The organism is Streptomyces sp. NBC_00210 (genome assembly GCF_045160975.1).
Taxonomy (GTDB): Bacteria; Actinomycetota; Actinomycetes; order Streptomycetales; family Streptomycetaceae; genus Streptomyces.
In genome coordinates, this window is the sequence record NZ_CP108120.1 from 3,672,701 (window position 1) to 3,695,709 (window position 23,009).

19 protein-coding genes and 1 pseudogene are annotated in these 23,009 nt (G+C 70.0%); 14 read left to right on the top strand and 6 right to left on the bottom strand.

Annotated elements, in window-relative coordinates:
• Positions 1-161 precede the first annotated feature (161 nt).
• From OG729_RS16615 to OG729_RS16650, 8 genes and pseudogenes are all read left to right on the top strand, one after another.
• Positions 162-1,337, top strand: coding sequence for a sensor histidine kinase (locus tag OG729_RS16615; RefSeq protein WP_405806798.1), 1,176 nt, complete (start codon positions 162-164; stop codon positions 1,335-1,337).
• Positions 1,338-1,762: 425 nt separating this feature from the next.
• Positions 1,763-3,103, top strand: coding sequence for a sensor histidine kinase (locus tag OG729_RS16620; RefSeq protein WP_405806800.1), 1,341 nt, complete (start codon positions 1,763-1,765; stop codon positions 3,101-3,103).
• 157 nt (positions 3,104-3,260) lie between these two features.
• Positions 3,261-3,920 (top strand): response regulator transcription factor, encoded by a 660-nt coding sequence (locus OG729_RS16625; RefSeq protein ID WP_360874487.1) that lies wholly within the window; start codon positions 3,261-3,263, stop codon positions 3,918-3,920.
• Positions 3,921-4,180: 260 nt separating this feature from the next.
• Positions 4,181-6,133: a 2-oxoacid:acceptor oxidoreductase subunit alpha gene (locus OG729_RS16630; RefSeq protein ID WP_405806802.1), complete on the top strand. Its 1,953-nt coding sequence runs from the start codon at positions 4,181-4,183 to the stop codon at positions 6,131-6,133.
• Positions 6,126-7,175, top strand: a complete 1,050-nt coding sequence (locus OG729_RS16635) for a 2-oxoacid:ferredoxin oxidoreductase subunit beta (protein WP_405806803.1) — start codon at positions 6,126-6,128, stop codon at positions 7,173-7,175. Before OG729_RS16630 ends, OG729_RS16635 begins: the two co-directional genes overlap by 8 nt.
• Positions 7,176-7,216: 41 nt before the next feature.
• Positions 7,217-7,582, top strand: a pseudogene (locus OG729_RS16640) (KR domain-containing protein); the annotation flags it as partial.
• Between the two features lie 99 nt (positions 7,583-7,681).
• Entirely contained in the window at positions 7,682-8,653 is a 972-nt protein-coding gene (rarD, locus tag OG729_RS16645) for an EamA family transporter RarD (protein ID WP_405806804.1), read from the top strand.
• 208 nt (positions 8,654-8,861) lie between these two features.
• On the top strand, positions 8,862-9,647 hold the full coding sequence (locus tag OG729_RS16650) for a mechanosensitive ion channel family protein (RefSeq protein WP_405806806.1): 786 nt from the start codon (positions 8,862-8,864) through the stop codon (positions 9,645-9,647).
• Positions 9,648-9,716: 69 nt separating this feature from the next.
• On the opposite strand, the gene OG729_RS16655 is transcribed toward OG729_RS16650, so the two are convergent.
• Positions 9,717-10,316 (bottom strand): CGNR zinc finger domain-containing protein, encoded by a 600-nt coding sequence (locus OG729_RS16655; RefSeq protein WP_405806808.1) that lies wholly within the window; start codon positions 10,314-10,316, stop codon positions 9,717-9,719.
• A 22-nt stretch (positions 10,317-10,338) separates the two neighbouring features.
• Between OG729_RS16655 and OG729_RS16660 the strand changes: the two genes are divergently transcribed.
• From OG729_RS16660 to OG729_RS16670, 3 genes are all read left to right on the top strand, one after another.
• A complete protein-coding gene (locus OG729_RS16660; protein WP_405806810.1) occupies positions 10,339-10,788 on the top strand; it encodes a VOC family protein in 450 nt (149 codons plus the stop codon).
• A gap of 306 nt (positions 10,789-11,094) precedes the next feature.
• On the top strand, positions 11,095-12,402 hold the full coding sequence (locus OG729_RS16665; protein WP_405806812.1) for a M28 family metallopeptidase: 1,308 nt from the start codon (positions 11,095-11,097) through the stop codon (positions 12,400-12,402).
• Positions 12,403-12,484: 82 nt separating this feature from the next.
• Positions 12,485-13,042 (top strand): flavodoxin family protein, encoded by a 558-nt coding sequence (locus tag OG729_RS16670; RefSeq protein WP_405806814.1) that lies wholly within the window; start codon positions 12,485-12,487, stop codon positions 13,040-13,042.
• On the opposite strand, the gene OG729_RS16675 is transcribed toward OG729_RS16670, so the two are convergent.
• The 5 genes from OG729_RS16675 to OG729_RS16695 all read right to left on the bottom strand — a co-directional run bounded on the left by OG729_RS16675 (position 13,032) and on the right by OG729_RS16695 (position 18,719).
• Positions 13,032-13,904: an ABC transporter permease gene (locus tag OG729_RS16675; RefSeq protein ID WP_360874197.1), complete on the bottom strand. Its 873-nt coding sequence runs from the start codon at positions 13,902-13,904 to the stop codon at positions 13,032-13,034. The two genes, OG729_RS16670 and OG729_RS16675, sit on opposite strands and share 11 nt — an antisense overlap.
• Positions 13,891-14,835 (bottom strand): ABC transporter ATP-binding protein, encoded by a 945-nt coding sequence (locus OG729_RS16680; protein WP_360874199.1) that lies wholly within the window; start codon positions 14,833-14,835, stop codon positions 13,891-13,893. The genes OG729_RS16675 and OG729_RS16680 overlap by 14 nt, the downstream gene beginning before the upstream one ends.
• Before the next feature lie 81 nt (positions 14,836-14,916).
• Positions 14,917-16,209: a LolA family protein gene (locus OG729_RS16685; RefSeq protein WP_405806816.1), complete on the bottom strand. Its 1,293-nt coding sequence runs from the start codon at positions 16,207-16,209 to the stop codon at positions 14,917-14,919.
• A 183-nt stretch (positions 16,210-16,392) separates the two neighbouring features.
• Positions 16,393-17,406, bottom strand: a complete 1,014-nt coding sequence (locus OG729_RS16690) for a CHRD domain-containing protein (protein WP_405806817.1) — start codon at positions 17,404-17,406, stop codon at positions 16,393-16,395.
• 302 nt (positions 17,407-17,708) lie between these two features.
• Complete coding sequence (locus tag OG729_RS16695) at positions 17,709-18,719, bottom strand: polyprenyl synthetase family protein (RefSeq protein ID WP_360874208.1); 1,011 nt, start codon at positions 18,717-18,719, stop codon at positions 17,709-17,711.
• Positions 18,720-18,897: 178 nt separating this feature from the next.
• On the opposite strand from OG729_RS16695, the gene OG729_RS16700 reads away from it, so the two are divergent.
• The 3 genes from OG729_RS16700 to OG729_RS16710 all read left to right on the top strand — a co-directional run bounded on the left by OG729_RS16700 (position 18,898) and on the right by OG729_RS16710 (position 22,922).
• Positions 18,898-20,895 (top strand): CocE/NonD family hydrolase, encoded by a 1,998-nt coding sequence (locus OG729_RS16700; RefSeq protein ID WP_405806818.1) that lies wholly within the window; start codon positions 18,898-18,900, stop codon positions 20,893-20,895.
• 84 nt (positions 20,896-20,979) lie between these two features.
• Positions 20,980-22,212, top strand: a complete 1,233-nt coding sequence (gene fahA, locus OG729_RS16705; protein ID WP_360874213.1) for a fumarylacetoacetase — start codon at positions 20,980-20,982, stop codon at positions 22,210-22,212.
• Complete coding sequence (locus tag OG729_RS16710; RefSeq protein WP_405806820.1) at positions 22,209-22,922, top strand: GPP34 family phosphoprotein; 714 nt, start codon at positions 22,209-22,211, stop codon at positions 22,920-22,922. The genes fahA and OG729_RS16710 overlap by 4 nt, the downstream gene beginning before the upstream one ends.
• Positions 22,923-23,009: the final 87 nt, after the last annotated feature.

Genomic DNA, 23,009 nt, shown 5'->3' on the forward strand with positions numbered 1-23,009 from the left:
CGATCTGTTCGACGATCTGTACGCACGGGAGTCTAGGCCCTGCTAAAGGGACGGTAAGCAGTCGGTCACGCATCCATGGGCGGCGGGTGGGGTTATCCCTACTTCATCCCACCCATGTACCCCATGGCGTGCGGCCGCCCCGGCCCGGCAGGCTGGGCCGCATGACCGTGAGTATCACCGCCGCCGACCACGACCGGCCGCCACCCGCGCGCTTCGCCTTCGGCCGCCACACCTGGAAGGAGATCGCCCATCTCCTGGCCAATCTGCCGATGGCGCTGATCGGATTCGTCTACGTGGCGTTCATGATCTTCACCGGCGTGGGCCTGTCGGTGACCGTGATCGGTCTGCCCCTGCTCGCCATCGGGCTGGCCGGTGCGCGTCTGCTGGGCAGGGCGGAGCGGGCGAGGGCACGGGCGCTGCTGGGAGTACGGATCGAGGAGCCGAGCCCGTTGTACCGGCCGCACCGGCAGGACGGAGTCCTGCCCTGGCTGTGGACGAGCCTGAAGGACCCGGTCGCATGGCGGTCGGTGCTGTACTCCTTCATCCGGCTGCCGTGGGGTGTGCTGACCTTCAGTGTGACGTTGGTGGGGCTGTTCGTGCTCTGGCCCGTACTGCCCTTCGTGGCGCGCGGGCTGACCAACGCGGATCGGGCGATGGCCCGCGGCCTGCTCTCACCCTCCGACGAGCTGGAGCGGCGGATCGCGGAGTTGGAGTCGGACCGGGGTGTGGTCGTCGACCGGGCCGCCGCGGATCTGCGGCGTATCGAGCGCGATCTGCACGACGGCGCGCAGGCGCGGCTGGTGGCGCTCGCGATGGGGCTCGGCCTCGCGAAGGAGAAGCTCACCGAGGACCCGCAGGCAGCCGCCCGCATGGTGGACGAGGCGCACGGCGAGGTGAAGGTGGCGCTGCAGGAGCTGCGCGATCTGGCGCGCGGCATCCACCCCGCCGTACTGACCGACCGCGGACTGGACGCGGCACTCTCCGCCGTCGCGTCCCGCTGTACGGCTCCGGTGAAGGTGACCGTGGATCTGGTCGAACGGCCGGCCGAGGCGATCGAAGGCATCGCGTACTTCACCGTCTCCGAGCTGCTGCAGAACGTGAGCAAGCACGCGCAGGCGAAGAGCGTCTCGGTGGATGTGTGGCGGGCGAACGAGCGGCTGCTGATCATGGTCACGGACGACGGGCGGGGCGGCGCACGGCTGGACGGCGGCACGGGGATGGCGGGTCTGGCGGAACGGCTGGGGGCGGTGGACGGGGGGTTCGTGCTGGACTCGCCGGTGGGGGGACCGACGACGGTCAGGGCGGAGCTGCCGTGGCGGGGGCGTGTCGCCGGCTGACCGGGGCTCCGCCCCGGACCCCGGGAGCTCGCGGGGGCCGGCGCCGCATGCAACCCGCGCCCCGGCCGTCCCTTACCTTCGCGGCGCACCCCTTGTGGCCCGTCTCGTGGAGAGGGCGGTGCAGGGTCGTCCCCGCAGGGGATCGGCGGCAATCACCGAGTGATCAATACGCGCCCCCGTGCGCCGCCGACCCCGAGGAGTCGAGCCCGGAAGCGACCCGGAACCCGCACCCCGCGCCACCGGGCCACCCCGCGACCCGCACCACGGACGCCCGCACCCCCGCGCCCGCACCCCGCACACCCCGCGCGAGCCCCCATGGTGGGGAAAACCCCCGCCCCAACCCGGGAACCCCCCTCATGGTGCGGGCCCTCCGCGCCGGGAGGCTTGCAGTCATGACAGCCCCATACGCAGAACGGACGACTTCGATGGCCGCCACGGAATACCGACCGGAGCCCCGGGACCACTTCCTTCCCCCGGCACTGCGCGCACCGTTCGAGGGCCGTACCTGGCGTGAGTTCGGTTATCTGCTGCTGAGCCTGCCGATCAGCATCGTCTTCTTCACCTTCGCCATAGCGACCGTCTCGACCGGCGCGGGGCTGCTCGTCACCTTCCTCGGCATCCCCGTCCTCGCCGCCGGGCTCGCGGGCTGCCGCGGGCTCGGTGCCCTGGAGCGGGCCCGGGCGCGGGGGCTGCTGCGGCTGGATGTCGGGGATCCGTCTCCGGTGCGTGCCCAAAAGAGCGGACTGATGCCCTGGGTCGGCGCCGTGCTCAAGAGCGGCGCCTCCTGGCGGCACTTCCTCTACGCGATGCTGCACTTCCCGTGGGCGGTCTTCGCCTTCTCCGTCTCCGTCACCTTCTGGTTCACCGGCTGGGGACTGCTCACCTACCCCCTGTGGCGGTGGACCTTCCCCCGCTATCTCGACGAGCCGGGCATCTCCCTCTACGGCGACAGCGACGGCGCCAGGTTCTATCTCGACACCACCTTCGAGATCGGTGCCACCGCCGCCGTGGGCTTTGTGCTCGTACTCGCGACCGCCTGGCTCATCCGCGGTCTGACCTGGGTCGACCGGCTGATGGTCGCGGGGCTCCTCGGGCCGTCCACGCTCGACACCCGCGTCGTCGAGCTGGAGTCGGACCGTGGCGTGGTCGTCGACACGGCCGCCGCCGACCTGCGCCGTATCGAGCGCGATCTGCACGACGGCGCGCAGGCCCGCCTCGTCGCGCTCGCCATGGACCTCGGTCTCGCCAAGGAGAAGCTGCTGGAGGACCCGCAGGCAGCCGCCCGCATGGTGGACGAGGCGCACGGCGAGGTGAAGGTGGCGCTGCAGGAGCTGCGCGATCTGGCGCGCGGCATCCACCCCGCCGTACTGACCGACCGCGGACTGGACGCGGCACTCTCCGCCATCGCATCGCGCTGCACCGTCCCGGTGACCGTCGAGGTGGATCTGCCGTCCAGGCCCGCCCCCGCCATCGAGGGGATCGCCTATTTCACCGTCTCCGAGCTGCTGCAGAACATCAGCAAGCACGCGCAGGCACGCCGCGCCACGGTGGACGTCTGGCGCTCCCAGGACCGGCTGATGCTGCAGGTCACCGATGACGGCCGGGGCGGCGCCACGCTTCCCGACGTCAGCTCCGCCGCGGGCTCGGCCGGCAGCGGTCTCGCGGGCCTCGCGGAGCGGCTGGACGCGGTGGACGGGATCCTCGCCCTGGACTCGCCGGCCGGCGGTCCGACCACGGTCACCGCCGAGCTGCCCTGGCGTGGCTGACCCCCGCCACACATCCTCACAGGCCCGTAGACCCCTACAAGCCCCTAGATCCGTCGATTACCCGAGCCTGGGCGCGGTCCGGTCCGAATACTGGGATGCTGGAGGGTGCAGGGGTGGAAGAGATCGACAGGGGGGCGTCAGGGTCGTGGAGGACAGGGTGCGGGTGGTCATCGCCGAGGATTCAGTGCTGCTTCGGGAGGGCCTGACCCGGCTGCTGACCGACCGCGGACACGATGTCGTGGCCGGTGTGGGCGACGCGGAGGCGCTGATCAAGACGGTCGGCGAGCTGGCCGCGGAGGAGGCGCTGCCGGACGTGGTCGTCGCCGATGTGCGGATGCCGCCCACGCATACGGATGAGGGCGTACGGGCGGCGGTGCGGCTGCGCCGGGACCATCCCGGGATCGGCGTGCTGGTGCTTTCCCAGTACGTCGAGGAGCAGTACGCCACCGAGCTGCTCGCGGGCAGCAGCCGCGGAGTGGGCTATCTGCTCAAGGACCGGGTGGCCGAGGTGCGCGAGTTCGTGGACGCCGTGGTCCGGGTCGCCCGGGGCGGCACGGCCCTGGACCCCGAGGTCGTGGCCCAGCTCCTCGGCCGCAGCCGCAAGCAGGACGTGCTCGCCGGTCTCACTCCGCGTGAGCGGGAGGTCCTCGGCCTGATGGCCGAGGGGCGTACGAATTCAGCGATCGCCAAACAGCTAGTGGTGAGCGACGGCGCGGTCGAGAAGCATGTCAGCAACATCTTTCTGAAGCTCGGGCTGTCCCCCAGCGACGGGGACCACCGGCGTGTACTGGCGGTGCTGACCTACCTCAACTCGTAGTTGACTGACACTCTGTCAGATATTGATTCAGTGTTGAGCCGGACGGCAGTCCCAGAACCGAAGAATGAGTGGAGAGCGTCTTACCAGAAGGACCGGGGGCGAAAAGAGAACATGGCACATCAGGGCGTCAGGGCGTCGTACACGGATGTCCGGCATATGAGCGGTCCAAGGAAGGTCACCCTTAGCGACGTAGGGTGGCTAGTGGGACGGCCGGCAGGCCGGCCGGACCCGAGGAGCCGCCTCGAGGGAGGTCCAGTTCAGTGACCAGCCAGGTCAGTAGCCCAGCCGAGCAGGCCGACGAGTCCAGTGACGACGAGGCCAATGAGGCTCTCGTCGGCGGGCAGCGCACGCACGCCGGCGAGAAGGAGATCCGCCGCCTCGACCGGGTGATCATCCGCTTCGCGGGTGACTCCGGTGACGGTATGCAGCTGACGGGTGACCGCTTCACCTCGGAGACCGCGTCGTTCGGAAACGACCTCTCCACGCTGCCGAACTTCCCCGCCGAGATCCGGGCACCCGCCGGGACGCTGCCCGGCGTCTCCAGCTTCCAGCTGCACTTCGCCGACCACGACATCCTCACTCCGGGTGACGCGCCGAACGTGCTGGTGGCGATGAACCCGGCCGCGCTCAAGGCGAACATCGCCGATGTGCCGCGCGGCAGCGAGATCATCGTCAACACCGACGAATTCGCCAAACGCGCCATGGCCAAGGTCGGCTACGACACCTCTCCCCTGGAAGACGGCTCGCTGGCCGCCTACCACGTGCACCCGGTGCCGCTGACGACGCTGACGATCGAGGCGCTCAAGGACTTCGGACTCTCCCGCAAGGAGGCCGAGCGTTCCAAGAACATGTTCGCGCTGGGGCTCCTGAGCTGGATGTACCACCGGCCGACCGAGGGCACCGAGACCTTCCTGCGGACCAAGTTCGCCAAGAAGCCGCAGATCGCCGAGGCGAACATCACCGCCTTCCGGGCCGGGTGGAACTTCGGCGAGACGACCGAGGACTTCGCCGTCTCCTACGAGGTCGCGCCCGCGAGCGCGGCGTTCCCCACCGGCACGTACCGCAACATCTCCGGGAACCTGGCCCTCTCCTACGGGCTGATCGCCGCGAGCAAGCAGGCCGACCTGCCCCTCTACCTGGGCTCCTACCCCATCACCCCGGCCTCCGACATCCTGCACGAGCTCTCCAAGCACAAGAACTTCGGTGTACGGACCTTCCAGGCCGAGGACGAGATCGCGGGCATCGGCGCGGCGCTCGGCGCGGCCTTCGGCGGCGCGCTCGGCGTCACCACCACCTCGGGCCCGGGCGTGGCGCTCAAGTCCGAGACCATCGGGCTGGCGGTCTCCCTGGAGCTGCCGCTGCTGATCGTGGACATCCAGCGCGGTGGCCCGTCGACCGGTCTGCCCACCAAGACCGAGCAGGCCGATCTGCTGCAGGCGATGTTCGGACGCAACGGCGAGGCCCCGGTCCCGATTGTCGCGCCGCGTACGCCCGCGGACTGTTTCAACGCCGCCATCGAGGCGGCCCGGATCGCCCTGGCCTACCGCACGCCGGTGATGCTGCTGAGCGACGGCTATCTGGCCAACGGCTCCGAGCCGTGGCGGATCCCGGACATCGACGAGCTGCCCGATCTGCGAGTGCAGTTCGCCACCGGACCCAACCACGAACTGGCCGACGGCACCGAGGTGTTCTGGCCGTACAAGCGCGATCCGCAGACGCTGGCCCGCCCCTGGGCGGTGCCCGGCACGCCCGGTCTCGAGCACCGCATCGGCGGTATCGAGAAGCAGGACGGCAGCGGCAACATCTCCTACGACCCTGCCAACCACGACCTCATGGTCCGCATCCGCCAGGCCAAGATCGACGGCATCGAGGTCCCGGATCTCGAGGTCGACGATCCGCACGGCGCGACCACGCTGGTTCTCGGCTGGGGCTCTACGTACGGGCCGATCACCGCCGCCGTACGCAGGCTGCGCACCGCGGGAATCCCCATCGCGCAGGCCCATCTGCGCCACCTCAACCCGTTCCCGAGGAATCTCGGGGAGGTTCTGGGGCGTTACGAGAAGGTAGTGGTACCCGAGATGAACCTCGGCCAGCTCGCCACCCTGATCCGGGCGAGATATCTGGTCGACGCGCAGAGCTACAACCAGGTGAACGGCATGCCGTTCAAGGCGGAGCAGCTCGCCACGGCTCTCAAGGAGGCCATCAATGACTGAGGCGCTCTCACTGGTGCCCAAGGCCGAGGCCAAGCAGTCCATGAAGGACTTCAAGTCCGACCAGGAAGTGCGCTGGTGCCCGGGCTGCGGTGACTACGCGATCCTCGCCGCCGTGCAGGGCTTCATGCCCGAGCTCGGCCTGGCGAAGGAGAACATCGTCTTCGTCTCCGGAATCGGCTGCTCCTCCCGCTTCCCGTACTACATGAACACGTACGGGATGCACTCCATCCACGGCCGCGCGCCGGCCATCGCGACCGGGCTCGCCTCCTCCCGCCGCGATCTGTCGGTCTGGGTCGTCACCGGTGACGGCGACGCCCTCTCCATCGGCGGAAACCACCTGATCCATGCGCTGCGCCGCAATGTGAACCTGAAGATCCTGCTCTTCAACAACAGGATCTACGGACTCACCAAGGGCCAGTACAGCCCGACCTCCGAGGTCGGCAAGATCACCAAGTCGACCCCGATGGGCTCGCTGGACGCGCCCTTCAACCCGGTGTCGCTGGCGATCGGCGCCGAGGCCTCCTTCGTGGCCCGCACCGTCGACTCCGACCGCAAGCACCTCACCGAGGTGCTGCGCCAGGCCTCCGCCCACCAGGGCACGGCGCTGGTGGAGATCTACCAGAACTGCAATATCTTCAACGACGGCGCCTTCGACGTGCTGAAGGACAAGCAGCAGGCGGAAGAGGCGGTCATCCGCCTGGAGCACGGGCAGCCGATCCGCTTCGGCGCCGACGGCAACAAGGGTGTCGTACGGGACCCGGCGACCGGGGATCTTTTGGTCGTGACGGTCACGCCGGAGAACGAGTCGCAGATCGTCGTCCACGACGCCCACAGCGCCAGCCCGACCACGGCCTTCGCGCTCTCCCGGCTGGCCGACCCGGACACCCTGCACCACACCCCCATCGGGGTGCTGCGCAGTGTGGAGCGGCCGGTCTACGACACGATGATGGCCGACCAGCTGGACACCGCCATCGAGCAGAACGGCAAGGGCGACCTGGCCGCGCTGCTCGCGGGCAGCGACACATGGACCGTCGTCGGCTGATGCATCGCTGAGGTGCCCCGGGGCCCGGATCTCCTGTCAGGAGGTCCGGGCTGGCCGCCCGCGCCGACTATGCCGCCGCGGCGGCCGCGGTACTGACCGGCGACGGCCACCTGGGTGCGGCGTACGAGCTGAGCGGCGACGTCGCCTGGCCCTTCGCGGAATACGCGGCCGAGCTGTCCCGGCGGACCGGCCGGACGATCGCGTACAACAACGTCCCGGCCGAGGCGCACACGGCGATCCCGGCGGGTGCGGGTGTGCCCGCTCCGTTCGCCGGGATCCTCGTCGACGTCGACGCGGCGGTCGGCCGCGGGCTGCTGGCCCGGACGACGGGCGACCTGGCGCGGCTGACCGGCCGCCCGACGACTCCGCTGGCCGACTCGGTCGCGGCAGCGCTCGCCGCAGTGTGACCGAAGCTGGGTCATGACCGTATGGCGATACGGGCATGACAGCCAGGCCCCCTGCCGCGTACCTTCGTCGTGGTGATGCGCGCAGGGCAGGAGGGGCAGATGAAGCCTGAGGGCGAACAGCGGGCAGGGTTGCTGTACGGGATCGGGGCCTACGGAATGTGGGGCCTCGTCCCGCTGTTCTGGCCGCTCCTGAAGCCGTCCGGAGCGGCGGAGATCCTCGCCCACCGGATGGTCTGGTCGCTGGCCCTCGTCGGCATCGCGCTGCTTGCACTGGGGCGGTGGGGCTGGGTCCGGGAGCTGATACGCAGCCCCCGGAAGCTGGGTCTGATCACGGTCGCCGCGGCCGTGATCACCGTCAACTGGGGCATCTACATCTGGGCCGTGAACTCCGGCCATGTCGTCGAGGCGTCGCTCGGCTACTTCATCAACCCCCTGGTCACCATCGCGATGGGCGTACTGCTGCTGAAGGAGCGGCTGCGCCCGGCGCAGTGGGTCGCGGTCGGCACCGGCCTCGCGGCGGTGCTGGTCCTGGCGATCGGCTACGGGCAGCCGCCCTGGATCTCGCTGACGCTCGCCTTCTCCTTCGCGACGTACGGCCTGGTCAAGAAGAAGGTCAATATCGGCGGTCTTGAGTCACTGGCCGCCGAGACCGCGATCCAGTTCCTGCCGGCGCTCGGCTTTCTGCTCTGGCTGGGCGCCGACGGCTCGCTCACCTTCGGCGCGCACGGGGTCGGCCACGCTGCCCTGCTCGCCGCGACGGGCGTGGTGACGGCGGTGCCGCTGGTCTGCTTCGGCGCGGCGGCGATCAGGGTGCCGCTCTCCACGCTGGGGCTGCTGCAGTATCTGGCGCCGGTCTTCCAGTTCCTGCTGGGCGTCCTGTACTTCCACGAGGCGATGCCGGCGGAGCGGTGGGCGGGCTTTGCGCTGGTGTGGCTGGCGCTGACGTGTCTGACGTGGGACGCGCTGAGGACGGCACGGCGTACGAAGGCGGAGGCGCTGCGGCTGGCGAAGGCGGCGCCGCTGTCCCGGGTCCCCGCGGAGCCCGCACCGCAGGCGGAACCGACGGCCTGACGCCTGGCGTACGGAGCCCGCACCGCACGCCGAACCGACGGCCCGACACCCGACCGCGAATCCATCCCCCGTTTGCGTCCCTCGTTCTGCCACTCGATCGGCCTACCGCCGACGCTGGGCGCAGGGCCCCACCGCTGAGGCGGTGATACGCCGGAGGTCGAGGCCTTTCGCCATTAGGGCCGGGCCCGTGGAGCGGAGAGAGCGCGTCATGCCGCACCCCCTCGCCCTTTCGGTCGACTTCGGTCAGGGGTTCACCGACGCATGGACCGCGGTCGCCACCTTCGTCCCGAAGTTCATCGCCTTCCTGGTCATCCTGCTCATCGGCCGGCTTCTTGCGAAGCCGACGGCCAGGGTCGTCGACCGGCTGCTGCGCAGGGTCGGCTTCGAGCGGCTGGCCGAGCGCAGCGGCGTCGCGCACGCGCTCAGGGGGTCGCAGTACGACGCGACCGGGATCCTCGTCAGGATCCTCTACTACGGGATCCTGCTGGTCACCCTTCAGCTGGGCTTCGGGGTCTTCGGCCCCAACCCGGTCAGCGGCATGATCAACAGCGTGGTCGCCTGGCTGCCGAAGGCGCTCGTCGCCTGCGTGATCGTCGTGGTGGCCATGGCCCTCGCACGCGCGGTCCGCGACATCGTCCGGGGAGCACTGGGCGAGAGCTCGTACGGCAGGGGCCTGTCCACGGTCGCCTGGGCCTGCATCGTCGCGCTCGGCGTGATCGCGGCGCTCGGCCAGGCCGAGATCGCGACCTCGGTGACCGGACCGGTGCTCACCGCGGCGCTGGCCACGATCGCGGGCATCCTGATCGTGGGCGTGGGCGGCGGCCTCATCCAGCCGATGCGCAGGCGCTGGGAGCGGTGGCTCTCGATCGCGGAGCAGGAGGCGGCACGGGTCCGCGAGGAGCCGGAATCGGGCCCGCCGACGACGCCACGTCGCAAGCCTCCCGCCGGCCCGACGGGACCGGGCGAGGGGCCGGACTTCATCGACCCGATGTGAGCCGTGCGGCAACGGCCGTAACAGCTCTGGCAAAAAGACTCCGGGCCCGAAGACCCTCAGTAGGCATCATCAGTGCCCTTCTGCGTGCCGGGCGCGGTGCGCCCGGACCTTGTTGCGGTTGCCGCACCGCTCCATCGCGCACCAGCGGCGGCGCCCGGGCCGCGAGGTGTCGACGAAGAGCAGGAAGCAGTCGTGCGAGGCGCATTCGCGGATGCGGTCCGCATGCGGACCGGTGAAGAGGTCGACGGCGTCGCGCGCCACGGCGGACAGCAGTTGAGTCCCGGTGGCCGGCCGGACCCAGCCGCGGCCGCCGTCCGGGGTGATTCGCGGCGCGGGCGGAGCCTGCGCGGCCGCTTGGTTGACCACGGCCAGGTCGTCGGGGCCGAGTGGACGCCCATGCGCCCGGTCGGCGGTGAGCCGCCACAGAGCATCCCGCAGCTCACGGGCCGCAGCCACGTCCTTGCCGGTGACCTGGGGCTCGAGCCCGCCGGGCAGCCGGCTCTCCGCCGCCCAGCGCACCAGATCACCGGGCCCGTGCAGCACCTCGTAGTGCGCGAAAGCTCCAGGGCCTCCGGTGGGCAGCAGCTCAAGGCAGAGTGCCCCGGCGTCGAATGGATAGGTATGCCCCTCCGGGGTGCGAAGGGTCAGACCTCTTGCGACCTCACTCACGTAACTACTATAACTGGTTACTATGGCACTGCACTGGAAACTCGTCATCGATACGTCCGACCCGCACGCCCAGGCCGATTTCTGGGCCGCGGCCCTGGGCTACGAGCTCGAGGACCACAGCGCACTGATCGCCCGCCTGCGTGGGTACGGCCAGCTGCCGGACGACTCGACGGTCCAATCACACGGCCGCGAGGCCTGGCGCGATTTCGTCGCCGTCCGTCATCCGGACGACCCGTACGACAAGGACAGCGGCATGGGTCGCGGCCGCCGGATTCTGTTCCAGCAGGTCCCGGAGCACAAGACGACGAAGAACCGCCTCCACATCGACCTGCATGTCGGCGCGGACCAGCGGGAAGCGGAGGTGGCCCGACTGGAGGCACTGGGGGCAAGGGTCCTGTACGACGCGAACGAGCCGGAGGGCGTCTGGACGACGATGGCGGACCCCGAGGGCAACGAGTTCTGCGTGGAGTGACGGCCGGCCGGACCGCGGGTCTTCGGTATGACCCTGAATGCCCGGTTCTCGTGAACCCCACCGCCCCGCGACGTACCAGCGAGCAGCGCATTCGTTCGACATGCGAACATCCGTGACCGGTTTCCGCCCTTGACGGTGAGTCAAGCTCTCACTGAACATTCAGCACGCACAGCGCATCACGCACGCGCCCCACAAGTTCCAGCGCACCAACGCACGCGCACCACCAGCTCCAGCGCCCCAGGACCCGCCATCCCGGGGCGTCTCGCACGTTCCGTCCTGTCCCCGTACGGAATCCGGAGCCCCCACATGAACCTCTCCGTTCCCAGACGTACCGTCGCGGCTGCCGCGATAGCCCTGGCCGGGCTGCTCGCATCCGCCGCGCCCGCCGCGAGCGCGGCCCCCGCGCCCGCCCTCGCCGCCCCCGACATACCTCTCGCCAACGTCAAGGCCCATCTGACCCAGCTGCAGTCGATCGCCTCCGCCAACGGCGGCAACCGCGCACACGGCAGAGCCGGATACAAGGCTTCCCTCGACTATGTGAAGTCCAAGCTGGACGCGGCCGGATTCACCACGTCCATCCAGCAGTTCACCTCATCGGGCGCCACCGGCTACAACCTGATAGCCGACTGGCCGGGCGGTGACGCCAACCAGATTCTGATGGCCGGCTCGCACCTCGACTCGGTCGGCGCGGGCGCCGGGATCAACGACAACGGCTCCGGCTCGGCGGCCGTCCTGGAGACCGCACTCGCCGTCTCCCGCGCCCAGTTCAAGCCGGACAAGCACTTACGCTTCGGCTGGTGGGGTGCCGAGGAGCTGGGTCTGGTCGGGTCGAAGTACTACGTCAACAACCTTCCCGCCACCGAGCGTTCGAAGATCTCCGGGTATCTCAACTTCGACATGATCGGCTCCCCGAACCCCGGTTACTTCGTGTACGACGACGACCCGACGATCGAGAAGACGTTCAAGGACTACTTCGCGGGCCTGAGCATCCCCACCGAGATCGAGACCGAGGGCGACGGCCGCTCCGACCACGCGCCGTTCAAGAACGCGGGCGTCCCGGTCGGCGGCCTGTTCAGCGGCGCCGACTACACCAAGACCGCGGCCCAGGCACAGAAGTGGGGCGGCACGGCGGGCCAGGCATTCGACCGCTGCTACCACTCCTCGTGCGACAACACGTCGAACATCAACGACACCGCGCTCGACCGCAACAGCGATGCGATCGCGCACGCGATCTGGACGCTCTCGACCGGGACGACCACCCCGCCGGGTGATGTGTACGAGACCACGGCGGACGTCCCCATCCCGGACAACGGCGCGGCCGTCACCTCGACCGTCACCGTCTCCGGCCGCACCGGCAACGCCCCGGCCACCCTCAAGGCCGGCGTGGACATCAAGCACACCTGGCGCGGCGATCTGGTCGTGGACCTGGTCGCCCCGGACGGCACTGTGTACAACCTGAAGCCGTTCAGCTCCTCCGACTCGGCGGACAACGTCCAGGCGACCTACACGGTCAACGCCTCCTCCGAGGTCGCCAACGGCGCCTGGAAGCTGCGGGTCCAGGACAAGGCAGCGCAGGACACCGGCTACATCGACAGCTTCAAGCTCACCTTCTGAGACGCACGACTGCCACCCCCCACAGACTGCATGCGTGTGCATATACTGCACACGCATGCAGTCGCGTACGAGGGGGAGCGCCATGACCCGCAAGTTCCTGTTCCTGCTGGGCAGCAGCCGCACCGGCGGCAACACCGAGGCGCTCGCCCGGCTGGCCGCCGAGCAGCTCCCCGACGGAGCCGAGCAGCGCTGGCTGCACCTGGCCGACCTGCCGCTGCCCGAGTTCGACGACCTGCGCCACGAGGGCGACGGCATCTACCCCGCACCCACCGGCAACGCGGCGACCCTGCTGGACGCCACCCTGGAGGCGACCGATCTCGTCATCGCCTCGCCGCTGTACTGGTACTCCCTCTCCGCCGGCACCAAGCGCTATCTCGACCACTGGTCGGGCTGGCTGCGGGTGCCCGGCGTGGACTTCAGGGCACGCATGGCGGGACGCACGCTGTGGGGTGTCACCTCCTTCGCGAGCACCGCCGACAAGGCCGAGCCGCTGATCGGCACTCTGCGCAACACCGCCGAGTTCATGGGTATGCGCTTCGGCGGCGTGCTGCTGGGCAACGGCACCCGGCCGGGCGATGTCGCAGGTGACGCGGAGGCGACGCCGGCCGCCAAGTCCTTCTTCCAGCCGGTCAGGCCGTGATGTCCTTCGCCGTGAAACGCGCCCACGCCGCCGACCCGAACACCGCCGCGTACACCCCTTGCAGACCGAGGTTCTTCAGCACCTCGTCCCAGTAGACGGGCTCCCGCAGCAGGTCCGAGAAGGACAGCCAGTAGTGCGGGAAGAGATACGGATGGATCCCGTGCAGCTGCGGAATGCTGTCCAGGATCTGCACCGTGATCAGCAGCCCGACCGTCGTCGCCATCGCGGCGATGCCACTGCCCGTCAGGGTCGAGACGAATACTCCGAGCGCCGCGATCCCGGTCAGCGACGCCGCCACGACCACCGCGACGAGACCGGCGCGCAGCAGCCCGTCCCCGAAGGAGATCCGGGTGCCGGAGATCGTCGTGACATCGCCGAGCGGGAAGAGCAGCGACCCGACCGCGAGCGCGGAGGCCGCCACGACCAGGGCCGCGACCAGGCAGAAGGCACACGCCGCGGCGTACTTGGCGAGCAGCAGCCGGGTGCGTCCGGCCGGCGCGACCAGCAGATAGCGCAGGGTGCCGGAGTTCGACTCGCCCGCGATCGCGTCTCCCGCGACGACGCCGATCGCCATCGGGAGGAAGACGGGCAAGGTCGCGGCGAGTGCCGCGAAGACCAGGAAGAGCCCGTTGTTGGTGATCTGCGTGATGAACGCCGGGCCCCCGCCGCCACCGTTGCCGACCGGACCGCCGTCGCTCGTCTCGATCTTCACGGCGATGCCGATCAGTACGGGGACGGCCGCCAGCACCCCCAGCAGGGCGAGCGTGCGCCAGCGCCGGAACGTGGTGGTCAGCTCGGAGCGCATGAGACCGAGCGTCCAATGACGCCGTACGGGAAGCGCCGTCGCTTCAGCCTGCAACATCGAAGCCCTCTCCGGTCAGGGCCACGAAGGCATCCTCCAGGGAGGCGCGTTCAAGGCCGAAGCCGCGTACCCGTACGCCTGCCCGCACCAGTGCCGCGTTGAGGTCCGCGAGGTCCTTCCCGAGGTCCTTCGGAGGTGGTTCGCCGGTGACCCTGTCCTCTGTGACGGTCAGGTCACTCACGCCCTGCTCCTTGAGAATGCGCGCGGCATCACCCGCGTCGGGAGTGGTGACGACCAGCCGGCCCCGCGCGCCTGCCGCGAGATCGGCGACCGGCCCCTGGATGAGCAGCCGCCCCTGCGCCATCACGGCCGCATGCGTGCAGACCTGCTCGATCTCGTCGAGGAGGTGCGAGGAGAGAAAGACCGTGGTGCCGTCCGCCGCCAGCTCCCGTACCAGGGAACGGATTTCCCGCATGCCCTGCGGATCGAGGCCGTTCGTCGGCTCGTCGAGCACCAGCAGTCTCCGCGGCTGCAGCAGCGCGGCGGCAAGACCGAGCCGCTGCTTCATCCCGAGCGAGTACGCCTTGGCCTTCTTCCCCGCGGCCGAGGTCAGCCCGACCCGGTCCAGCGCGGCGGCGACCCGGGCGCGCCGGGTGCGGGGGTCGGCGCTCGGGTCGGCACTGTCGTAGCGCAGCAGATTGTCCCGGCCGCTCAGGAACCCGTACAGCGCGGGCCCTTCGATCAACGCGCCCACCTGCGGCAGTACGGTCCGCACGGCGCGGGGCATCTGACTGCCGAGGACCGTGGCGCTGCCCGCAGTCGGCTCGATGAGCCCCATCAGCATTCTGATGGTGGTGGTCTTGCCGGAGCCATTGGGGCCGAGGAAACCGAAGACGCTGCCGGCCGGCACAGTCAGATCGAGCCGTTCGACGGCCAACTGCCCGCCCCGGTAACGCTTGGTGAGCCCGCGCGTCTCGATGACGGCTGTCATTGCGGTCCCCGTTTCTGTCGGTCAACGGTCCGCCCCACCGTACGGAGCGTACGGTGGGGCGGAGTGAAGACGCGCCTTGCGTTACTTCGCCGCGTTCGCGGCCTGCACGAGCGCGTCCTTGGTCACGGCGCCGACGTAGACCGTGCCGTCGTCCGTCATCAGGGCGTTGACCAGGCGGGTCGTGAAGACCGTGCCCGAGCCGAACTTCCCCTCGACCTGGTCGCCGAGCGCGTCCAGGAACTTCTTGGCCTCCGGCGGGACGTCGCCGTCCTTGGGCGCGGTGGCACCCTTGCCGCCCGGTGTCTCGATCTTGGCGATGGAGGTCCAGCCCTTGCCGATGACGTTCAGACCCTGGAAGTCCTGGGGGCCCTGGACGTCCTCTCCGCTCCCCAGGCCCTTGTGGTTCTTGAAGCCCTCAAGGCCCTTGTGGTTCTTGAACCCCTCGTGCCCCTTGGCGGCGTGCCCCTTCTCCAGCTCATCCGCCTCGGTCACCTTCGCGCCCTTGGGCGGGGTGAAGTCGAAGGTGGACGCCTCCGGCCTGGAGAAGTCGACCTTGGTGAAGCCGACGTCGATCGCGGCCTTGCCACCGCTGCTCGGGGTGAGCGTGAACTTCAGCGGCACGCCGTTCTTCGCGTCCACCGCCACCTTGATGGAGCCGATCGTCGAACCGCTCTGCTTGGGCTTGATGACCAGCTGATAGGCGTCCCGGCCGGCCACCTGGGCCGTGCCGCCGACGGTCACCGACGTGGTGTCGTCCGCGGCCTTCAGCGCCTCGTCGGCAAGCGCCTTGGGCGTGTTCGGCAGGTCCTTCGGCGGCGTGGCCTTCCGGTCCTTGCCGTCGCGCGGTGCGCCGTCCTTCGAGTGGAAGGCCTCGTTCGAGGCACTGTCGTACGCCCAGACCTCGTCGCCGTTGTGGATCAGGCTGTACTCGGCGGTGTCCTCAAGGATCGACACCTTCTGCTTGTCCGGGCCGTCGGCCGCGATCCGCAGCGTGTGCGAGCCCGTGGCAAGCTCCATCAGCTTGCCGTCGGGGGACGCGGACGAGCCGCCTTCGCCGTCCTGGCCCTTGGGCGCGAAGGAGCCGCCGCCCAGAGAGCCGAGACCGGCGAGCGAGGGCAGGCCGAGGTCCGTGTTGACCTTCACCGTGCCGGAGAGCTGCTGGGTGTCCGACGCGGCCATCTTCGCGATGAGTTCCTGCGCGCTGATCTTCGGCAGATCGGGGTCACCGGAGGCAGCGAGCGCCGGGACGAGCCCGATGGTCGCCGCCGCCACCCCGGCCACCGCGACCGGGACGATGTAGCGCGCTGCCTTGCGGCGGCCCGCTGGGAGGTCCTCGGCCTCTTCGGTGGACTGTGCGCTGTCGTTCGGTGCCATGGTGTGCCCTACCTCCGTGGTTGGTCAGGGTGGCGCTGTTCAACTGCATCCATCTGACCAAATCGGGCATGAAGAAGCGTCAGACCGCGGGAGCAACTTGGCGTACTGCTCTGGGATGACAGAAGGACGCGGCGCCTCCCCCAACCAGTAGGGGAAGCGCCGCGAACCCGGTTGCCGTAAGGGTTACTTCTGGATGAAGACGTAGTCCGCCCCGTAGGGGACGCCGACGATCGCTCCCTGCTGGCAGCTGCCGGCCGGGGCGACACCGCCCACGGTGTTCAGCCGGAAGATCTCCTGGGTGTTCGCGAGCAGTCCGCGCTTCTTGCCGGACCGGGTGGCCTTGAGGTCCAGCTCGGCGATGTTCTTGGCGCCGTTGGGCGTCTTGCTGATCAGCTTGCCGGTGACCGCGCTGTGGTCGGGCGCAATCCACTGCGGCGTACCGGAGTTGGGGGCGACGAAGGAGTGCGCGATGTGTCCGCCGAGGACGGCACGCACGTCGCGCTGCTGGAAGGAGTACGTGCCGTCGTCACCCTTCTTGCACTCGTAGATCTGCTTGCCCTTGACCACCGAGGCCTGGAAGTTGTCGAGGGCCTTGCCGAAGCCGAAGGAGCCGGTGACCTTGTGGAACTGGCCGCGGACCGCGCCGCCCGGGAAGGCAGCAGTGTGCAGATTGGCGTAGAAGCTGGTCGGGTCGGCCTTGAGGGCGTCGAGGACGGCCTTGTCGGTGACCTTGACGGTGCCGGTGACCGCGCCGGTCCAGCCCTTGGACTTGGTCTTGCCCTTGCTGAGCAGCCCGGTGAAGTCGACCTTGATGCCGCCGTTGGTGCCCTTCGCGCCCCGGTGGATGTGGAGGGCGGTCGGCTTGTCGGTGCCGCGGAACTTCACGGCGACGGACACCTTGTCTCCCTTGACCTTCACAAACTCGAGCGCCGCGCCGTCGCGGTCACCGACGGCGGGTCCACCCTGCACCGGCACCTCGTTGGCGCCGTTCAGGCTCGCTACGAAGAGGGAGGCACCGCGGTCCGAGCCGGTGCGGTCCGAACCGCTCTGGACGGCGATGCCGGCGCTGTTCCCGTGCCCCGCGTGGTCGGCGGCGGAGCTCTTGCTGTCGGCCGAGGCCGGCAGGACGGCGAGCGCCACTCCGGCAGCTGCGGCGACGGCGGTGGTACCGACAAGGAGGGCCTTGTTCCGCTTCATTCTGTTATCTCCCCGTACTGAGGCCAACGCCCCGTGCGTCAGCTTCTGGGCATGGGTACGGAGTGGATCGAAGGTTAGACTCAATCCAATGATGTGACCTGCGACACAGATCGAGAGAGCGCCGGGCGGCGGTCCACCCGAAGGGTGTACGGGAGATGAACGAGGGGCGTACGGGGGGTCGTCCTGCGGGCACGCCAGGTGGCGCCCCGCACCACCATGAGCAGGGCGTCCGCCAACCAGCCCCGGGCGCTCGCCAGTCAGCCCCGCGCGTCAGCCCCGGCCCTCAGGAATCAGCCCGCACATCAACCCGCGCGGTGGACCACCGCGTCGCAGAGTTCCTCCAGCGCCGCCTTCGCATAGCACTCGGGCAGCGGCGCCAGCATCGCCCGCGCCTCCTCCGCGTACCGCACGGTGTCCCGCCTGGCCTGCTCCAGCGCGGGATGAATGCGCAGCAGCCGCAGCGCCTCGGCATGCCGGGCGTCGTCCGTCAGATCCCCTTCGAGCAGCGCGACGAGCTCAAGATCCTCGGGCCGCTCGTGCGCCTCCGCCCGCGCGCGCAGATGCAGCACCGGCAGCGTCGGGATGCCCTCACGCAGATCCGTGCCGGGCGTCTTGCCGGACTCGTGCGAGTCGGAGGCGATGTCGAGTACGTCGTCCGCGAGCTGGAAGGCGACGCCGAGCCGCTCCCCGTACTGGGTGAGGATGTCCACGACACCCTCGTCCGCGCCCGACATCATCGCGCCGAACCGGCCCGAGACCGCGATCAGCGAGCCGGTCTTGCCCCCGATGACGTCGAGGTAGTGCTCCACCGGGTCGCGGCCGTCCCGTGGGCCCGCCGTCTCCAGGATCTGGCCGGTGACAAGGCGCTCGAACGCCTCCGCCTGGATGCGTACGGCCTCGGGACCCAGGTCGGCCAGTATGTGGGAGGCCCGCGCGAACAGGAAGTCGCCGGTCAGGACCGCCACCGAGTTGCCCCAGCGGGCGTTGGCGCTGTCCACGCCGCGCCGCACCTCGGCCTCGTCCATCACATCGTCGTGGTACAGCGTCGCGAGATGGGTGAGCTCGACGACCACGGCCGAAGGCGCCACACCCGGCGCGTACGGATCACCGAACTGGGCCGCGAGCATCACCAGCAGCGGCCGGAAGCGCTTGCCCCCGGCTCGTACCAGGTGCTGTGCGGCCTCCGTGATGAAGGGCACCTCGCTCTTGGTGGCTTCGAGCAGTCCCGCCTCGACAGCCGCCAATCCGGTCTGGACATCGGCCTCAAGAGCCTGGTCCCGCACGCTCAGCCCGAACGGCCCGACGACGGTCACGAGGGGATCTCCTGTCTGCTGACGGTCACACGGATTGTCGATGTGTCGCTGGATTCACTCAAGTCAGCGTATCCGGTCGCCTTTCGATCACCGTGGGCGCCTTCCCGCTGCCCCCGGTATGTTCGTGATCAGCCAATACGACATGAAACGGCTGCTTTGTCGGAACTGAGGTCCTGCCATGCGCATCCGCACCGACTTCCCGTACGAGACCTCCCACGAGGACATCCGGATCCCGATGCCGGATGGCGCAAGGCTCTACGCGCGCGTGTGGCGTCCGCTCACCGACGAGCCCGTACCCGCCCTGCTCGAATATCTGCCGTTCCGGCTGAGTGACGGCACCGCGCCGCGCGACTGGCAGCGCCACCCCTGGTACGCGGGCCACGGCTACGCCTCCGTACGGGTCGATGTGCGGGGACACGGCAACAGCGAGGGCCTTCCCGGCGACGAGTACAGCGCGACCGAGACCGCCGACGGGGTCGAGGTGATCAACTGGCTGGCCGCGCAGCCCTGGTGCACCGGCCGGGTCGGCATGTTCGGCATCTCCTGGGGCGGCACCAACTCACTGCAGATCGCCGCGCTGGCCCCGGAGCCGCTGAAGGCGATCGTCACGGTCTGCTCGACGGACGACCGCTACGACAACGACGCGCACTACATGGGCGGTTCCGTGCTCGCCTGCGGCATGCACGCCTGGGCCGCCACCCTGCTCGCCTTGGTCTCCCGCCCGCCGGACCCCCTCTTCGTCGGCGATCAGTGGCGGCAGATGTGGCTCGGGCGCCTCGAAGCGGTCTCCCCCTTCCTCCACACCTGGCTCGCCCACCAGATCCGCGACGACTACTGGAAGCACGGCAGCGTCCGCGAGGACTACGCGGCGATCGACGCGGCGGTCCTCGCGGTGGGCGGCCTGCACGACCCGTACCGGGACACGGTGCTGCGCCTGGTCGAGCAGCTGCCGCCCGATCGGGTACGGGGACTGATCGGCCCGTGGCCGCACCAGTACCCGGACCGGGGCCGACGGCCGGGCCCGGCCATCGGCTTTCTCCAGGAGACGCTCAGATGGTGGGACCACCACCTGAAGAACACCGCCAATGACGTGATGTCCGAGCCGTTGCTGCGCTCCTGGATCAGCGAGTCGCATCCGCCCGCCACCGTGTACGAGGAGCTGCCCGGCCGCTGGGTCGGTGACCCCGCCTGGCCGTCGCCGCACGTCACCACCGTGTCGTACCCCCTGACGGGCGAGCCGGTGATCGTCGACTCGCCCCAGCACACCGGCCTGGACGCGGGCCGCTTCCTCCCCTGCGGGAACGACGCCGATCTGCCGCCGGACCAGCGCGACGAGGACGCCCGCTCCGCCTGCTTCGAGTTCCCGGTCACCGACGCGCCGGTCGAGCTCCTGGGCCGCCCCGGCCTCACGCTGCGGCTTCGCCTGGACGTGCCCCACGGCCAGACGATCGCCCGCCTCTGCGACGTCGCCCCCGACGGATCGTCCACCCTCGTCACCCGGGGTGTCCTCAATCTCTCCGCCCGCCACGGCCGCGAACGCGCGGGCGCCTGGCCGCTCGGCGCGAGTGAGGACGTGACCTTCGAGCTGAACGCCGTCGGCCACACCTTCCCGCCCGGCCACCGCATCCGGCTCGCCGTCTCCTCCGCGTACTGGCCGTGGATCTGGCCGCAGCCGGGCTCGGCGGGCTTCACCCTCGACCCGGCGGGCTCCCGCCTGGAACTTCCCGTACGTTCCCAGGGCACGACCGAGGACAAGATCCTTTTCGAGGAACCGGAGCAGTCCGAGCCGCTCGGGGTCAGCTCCCCCGTCACCCTCGACGAGCAGCGGCCCGAGCGTCTGGTGATCCGCGACGTCGCCAAGGGCGAGTGGCGCCTGGAGGTCGACCCGCGACCCGGCGGCATGCGGGTGTATCCCGACGGCCTGGAGTACACGGAGGAGGCCCTTGAGACGTACACGATCCGCGAACGCGACCCGCACTCCGCGCAGGCCCGCTCCGACTGGGCCGTCCGGCTGCACCGGCCGGAGCTGGCGTGGGACGTGCGGATCGAGACGCGTTCCGAACTCACCTGCGACGCGGCCGACTTCATCGCGTCGGACGAGGTGGTGTGCAGGGACGGCCGCGAGATCGTCTTCCACCGCACGTGGGAACGGCGCTTCCCGAGAATGGCGGGGTGAGCGGGCCGGGCGGGTGACCTGCCGAGGCGGGGCAACACCCACGTAACGTGTGCCTCACACACGTGGAAAGCGAGGCAAGCACCGATGCCCGAGCAGAGCCCGCTCGATCTGGCCGAGGGCGATCCCTTCGGCCCGCACAACCTCCCGTACGGCGTCTTCAGCACGGCCGACGAGCCCGGGCGCCGGCGGCTCGGCGTCCGCATCGGCAGCCATGTGCTCGACGCCGGAGCGGCCGCCCACACTCTCGGCTCCCCCTACGCGGCACTGCTGGCGCAGCCGAACCTCAACCCGCTCCTCGCGGCGGGCCGCACCGCCTGGCGGGACGTGCGCCGGGCGATCACCGCATGGGTCACCGTGCCCGCCCACCGGCCGGACATCGAGCCGCTGCTGCACCCGCTCGACTCGGTCACGCTGCACCTTCCGTACGAGGTCGCCGACTATGTCGACTTCTACGCGAGCGAGCACCACGCCACGAACGTCGGCAAGATGTTCCGGCCGGACGGGGACGCCCTGACCCCCAACTGGAAGCATCTGCCCATCGGTTACCACGGCCGGGCCGGGACGGTTGTCGTCTCCGGCACCGATGTGGTGCGCCCCAGCGGCCAGCGCAAGACCCCGGCCGACCCCGCGCCCCTGTTCGGCCCGTCCGTGAAGCTCGACATCGAGGCCGAGGTCGGCTTCCTCGTCGGCACTCCCTCCGAGCTCGGCCGCCCGGTGGCCCTCGGGGACTTCCGGGAGCATGTCTTCGGTGTGACGCTCCTCAACGACTGGTCGGCCCGGGACATCCAGGCCTGGGAGTACGTGCCGCTCGGCCCGTTCCTCGGCAAGTCCTTCGCCACGTCCGTCTCCGCGTGGGTGACCCCGCTGGAGGCCCTCGACGCGGCCCGTACCGAGCCGCCCGCGCGGGACTTCGAGCTGCTGCCCTACCTGGACGACTCCGGCGACGAGGAGCCCGGCGGCTTCGACCTGCGCATCACGGTGGCGATCAACGGCCATGTGGTCTCCGAGCCGCCGTTCGCCACGATGTACTGGACGGCCGCCCAGCAGCTGGCCCATATGACGGTCAACGGCGCCTCACTCCGTACCGGCGACCTCTTCGGCTCCGGCACGGTCAGCGGTCCCGAGGTCCACCAGCGCGGCTCGCTGCTGGAGCTCACCTGGAACGGACGGGACGCTCTCGAACTTCCCGAGGGCAAGCGGACCTTCCTGGAGGACGGCGACGTGGTGACGATGACGGCCTGGGCACCGGGCCCGGACGGCGTACGGGTCGGCCTCGGCGAGGTCACCGGCCGGATCGCGTCGAGCGCCGCGGAATGACCGGACTCACCCTGCCCGAGGAGCTCCTGCTGCTCGCTCTCGACCCCGTGACGGGCCGCCGGCACTGCTCCAGGAGTTACCTCCAGTACGGACTGGCCGGCGCCGCCCTCGCCGAGCTGGAGCTCCAGGGCAGGGTCGCCGAGTCGCGTGGCAAGGTGACGGTGGTCAATCCACTGCCGCCGCAGAACCCGCTGTCGGCGCAGATACTGGCGAGTCTCCCGGCCCCGGGCACCAGCCGGTTCGGCGACGGCGTACGCGCCCGGCCCTGGGTCAGGCGCGCCGGGCGGCACGTCGAGGAGTTGTGCCTGCACCACCTGGTGGGACGCGGTGCGCTGCGGGTGGAGACCCATCGCTTCCTGGGCATCTTCCCGTACCGCCGGTACCCCGCGGCGGCCGAGGACTTCTCGACCCCGGCCCGCGGGCGCTACGCCCAGTCGGTGTGGGCCGGCTTCCCGGACCGCCGCAGCCGGCTGCTGGCCGCCTTCACCGCGGCGATCGGCATCGCCAAAGTGCTCCATCCGCGATTCGAGTCGTGGCGGGGGCGGGGCGCACTGCGCGTTCTCGTACGGGAGCAGTGGGCCCCGTACGCCGTGCACCGCGCCATACAGCAGGACAAGAAGTCGAGCAGCAGCAGTGTCAGCTTCGGGGGCGACGGAGGGGGCGGAGGCGACGGGGACGGGGGCGGAGGCGACGGGGGCGGTGGCGACTGACGCCCCAGGGGTGGCAGATCTTCCCGACTGATCCGTATCACCGCAGGTCAGCGAGGTGTCCCGGTGCCCGCTTCATGGCGCAACACT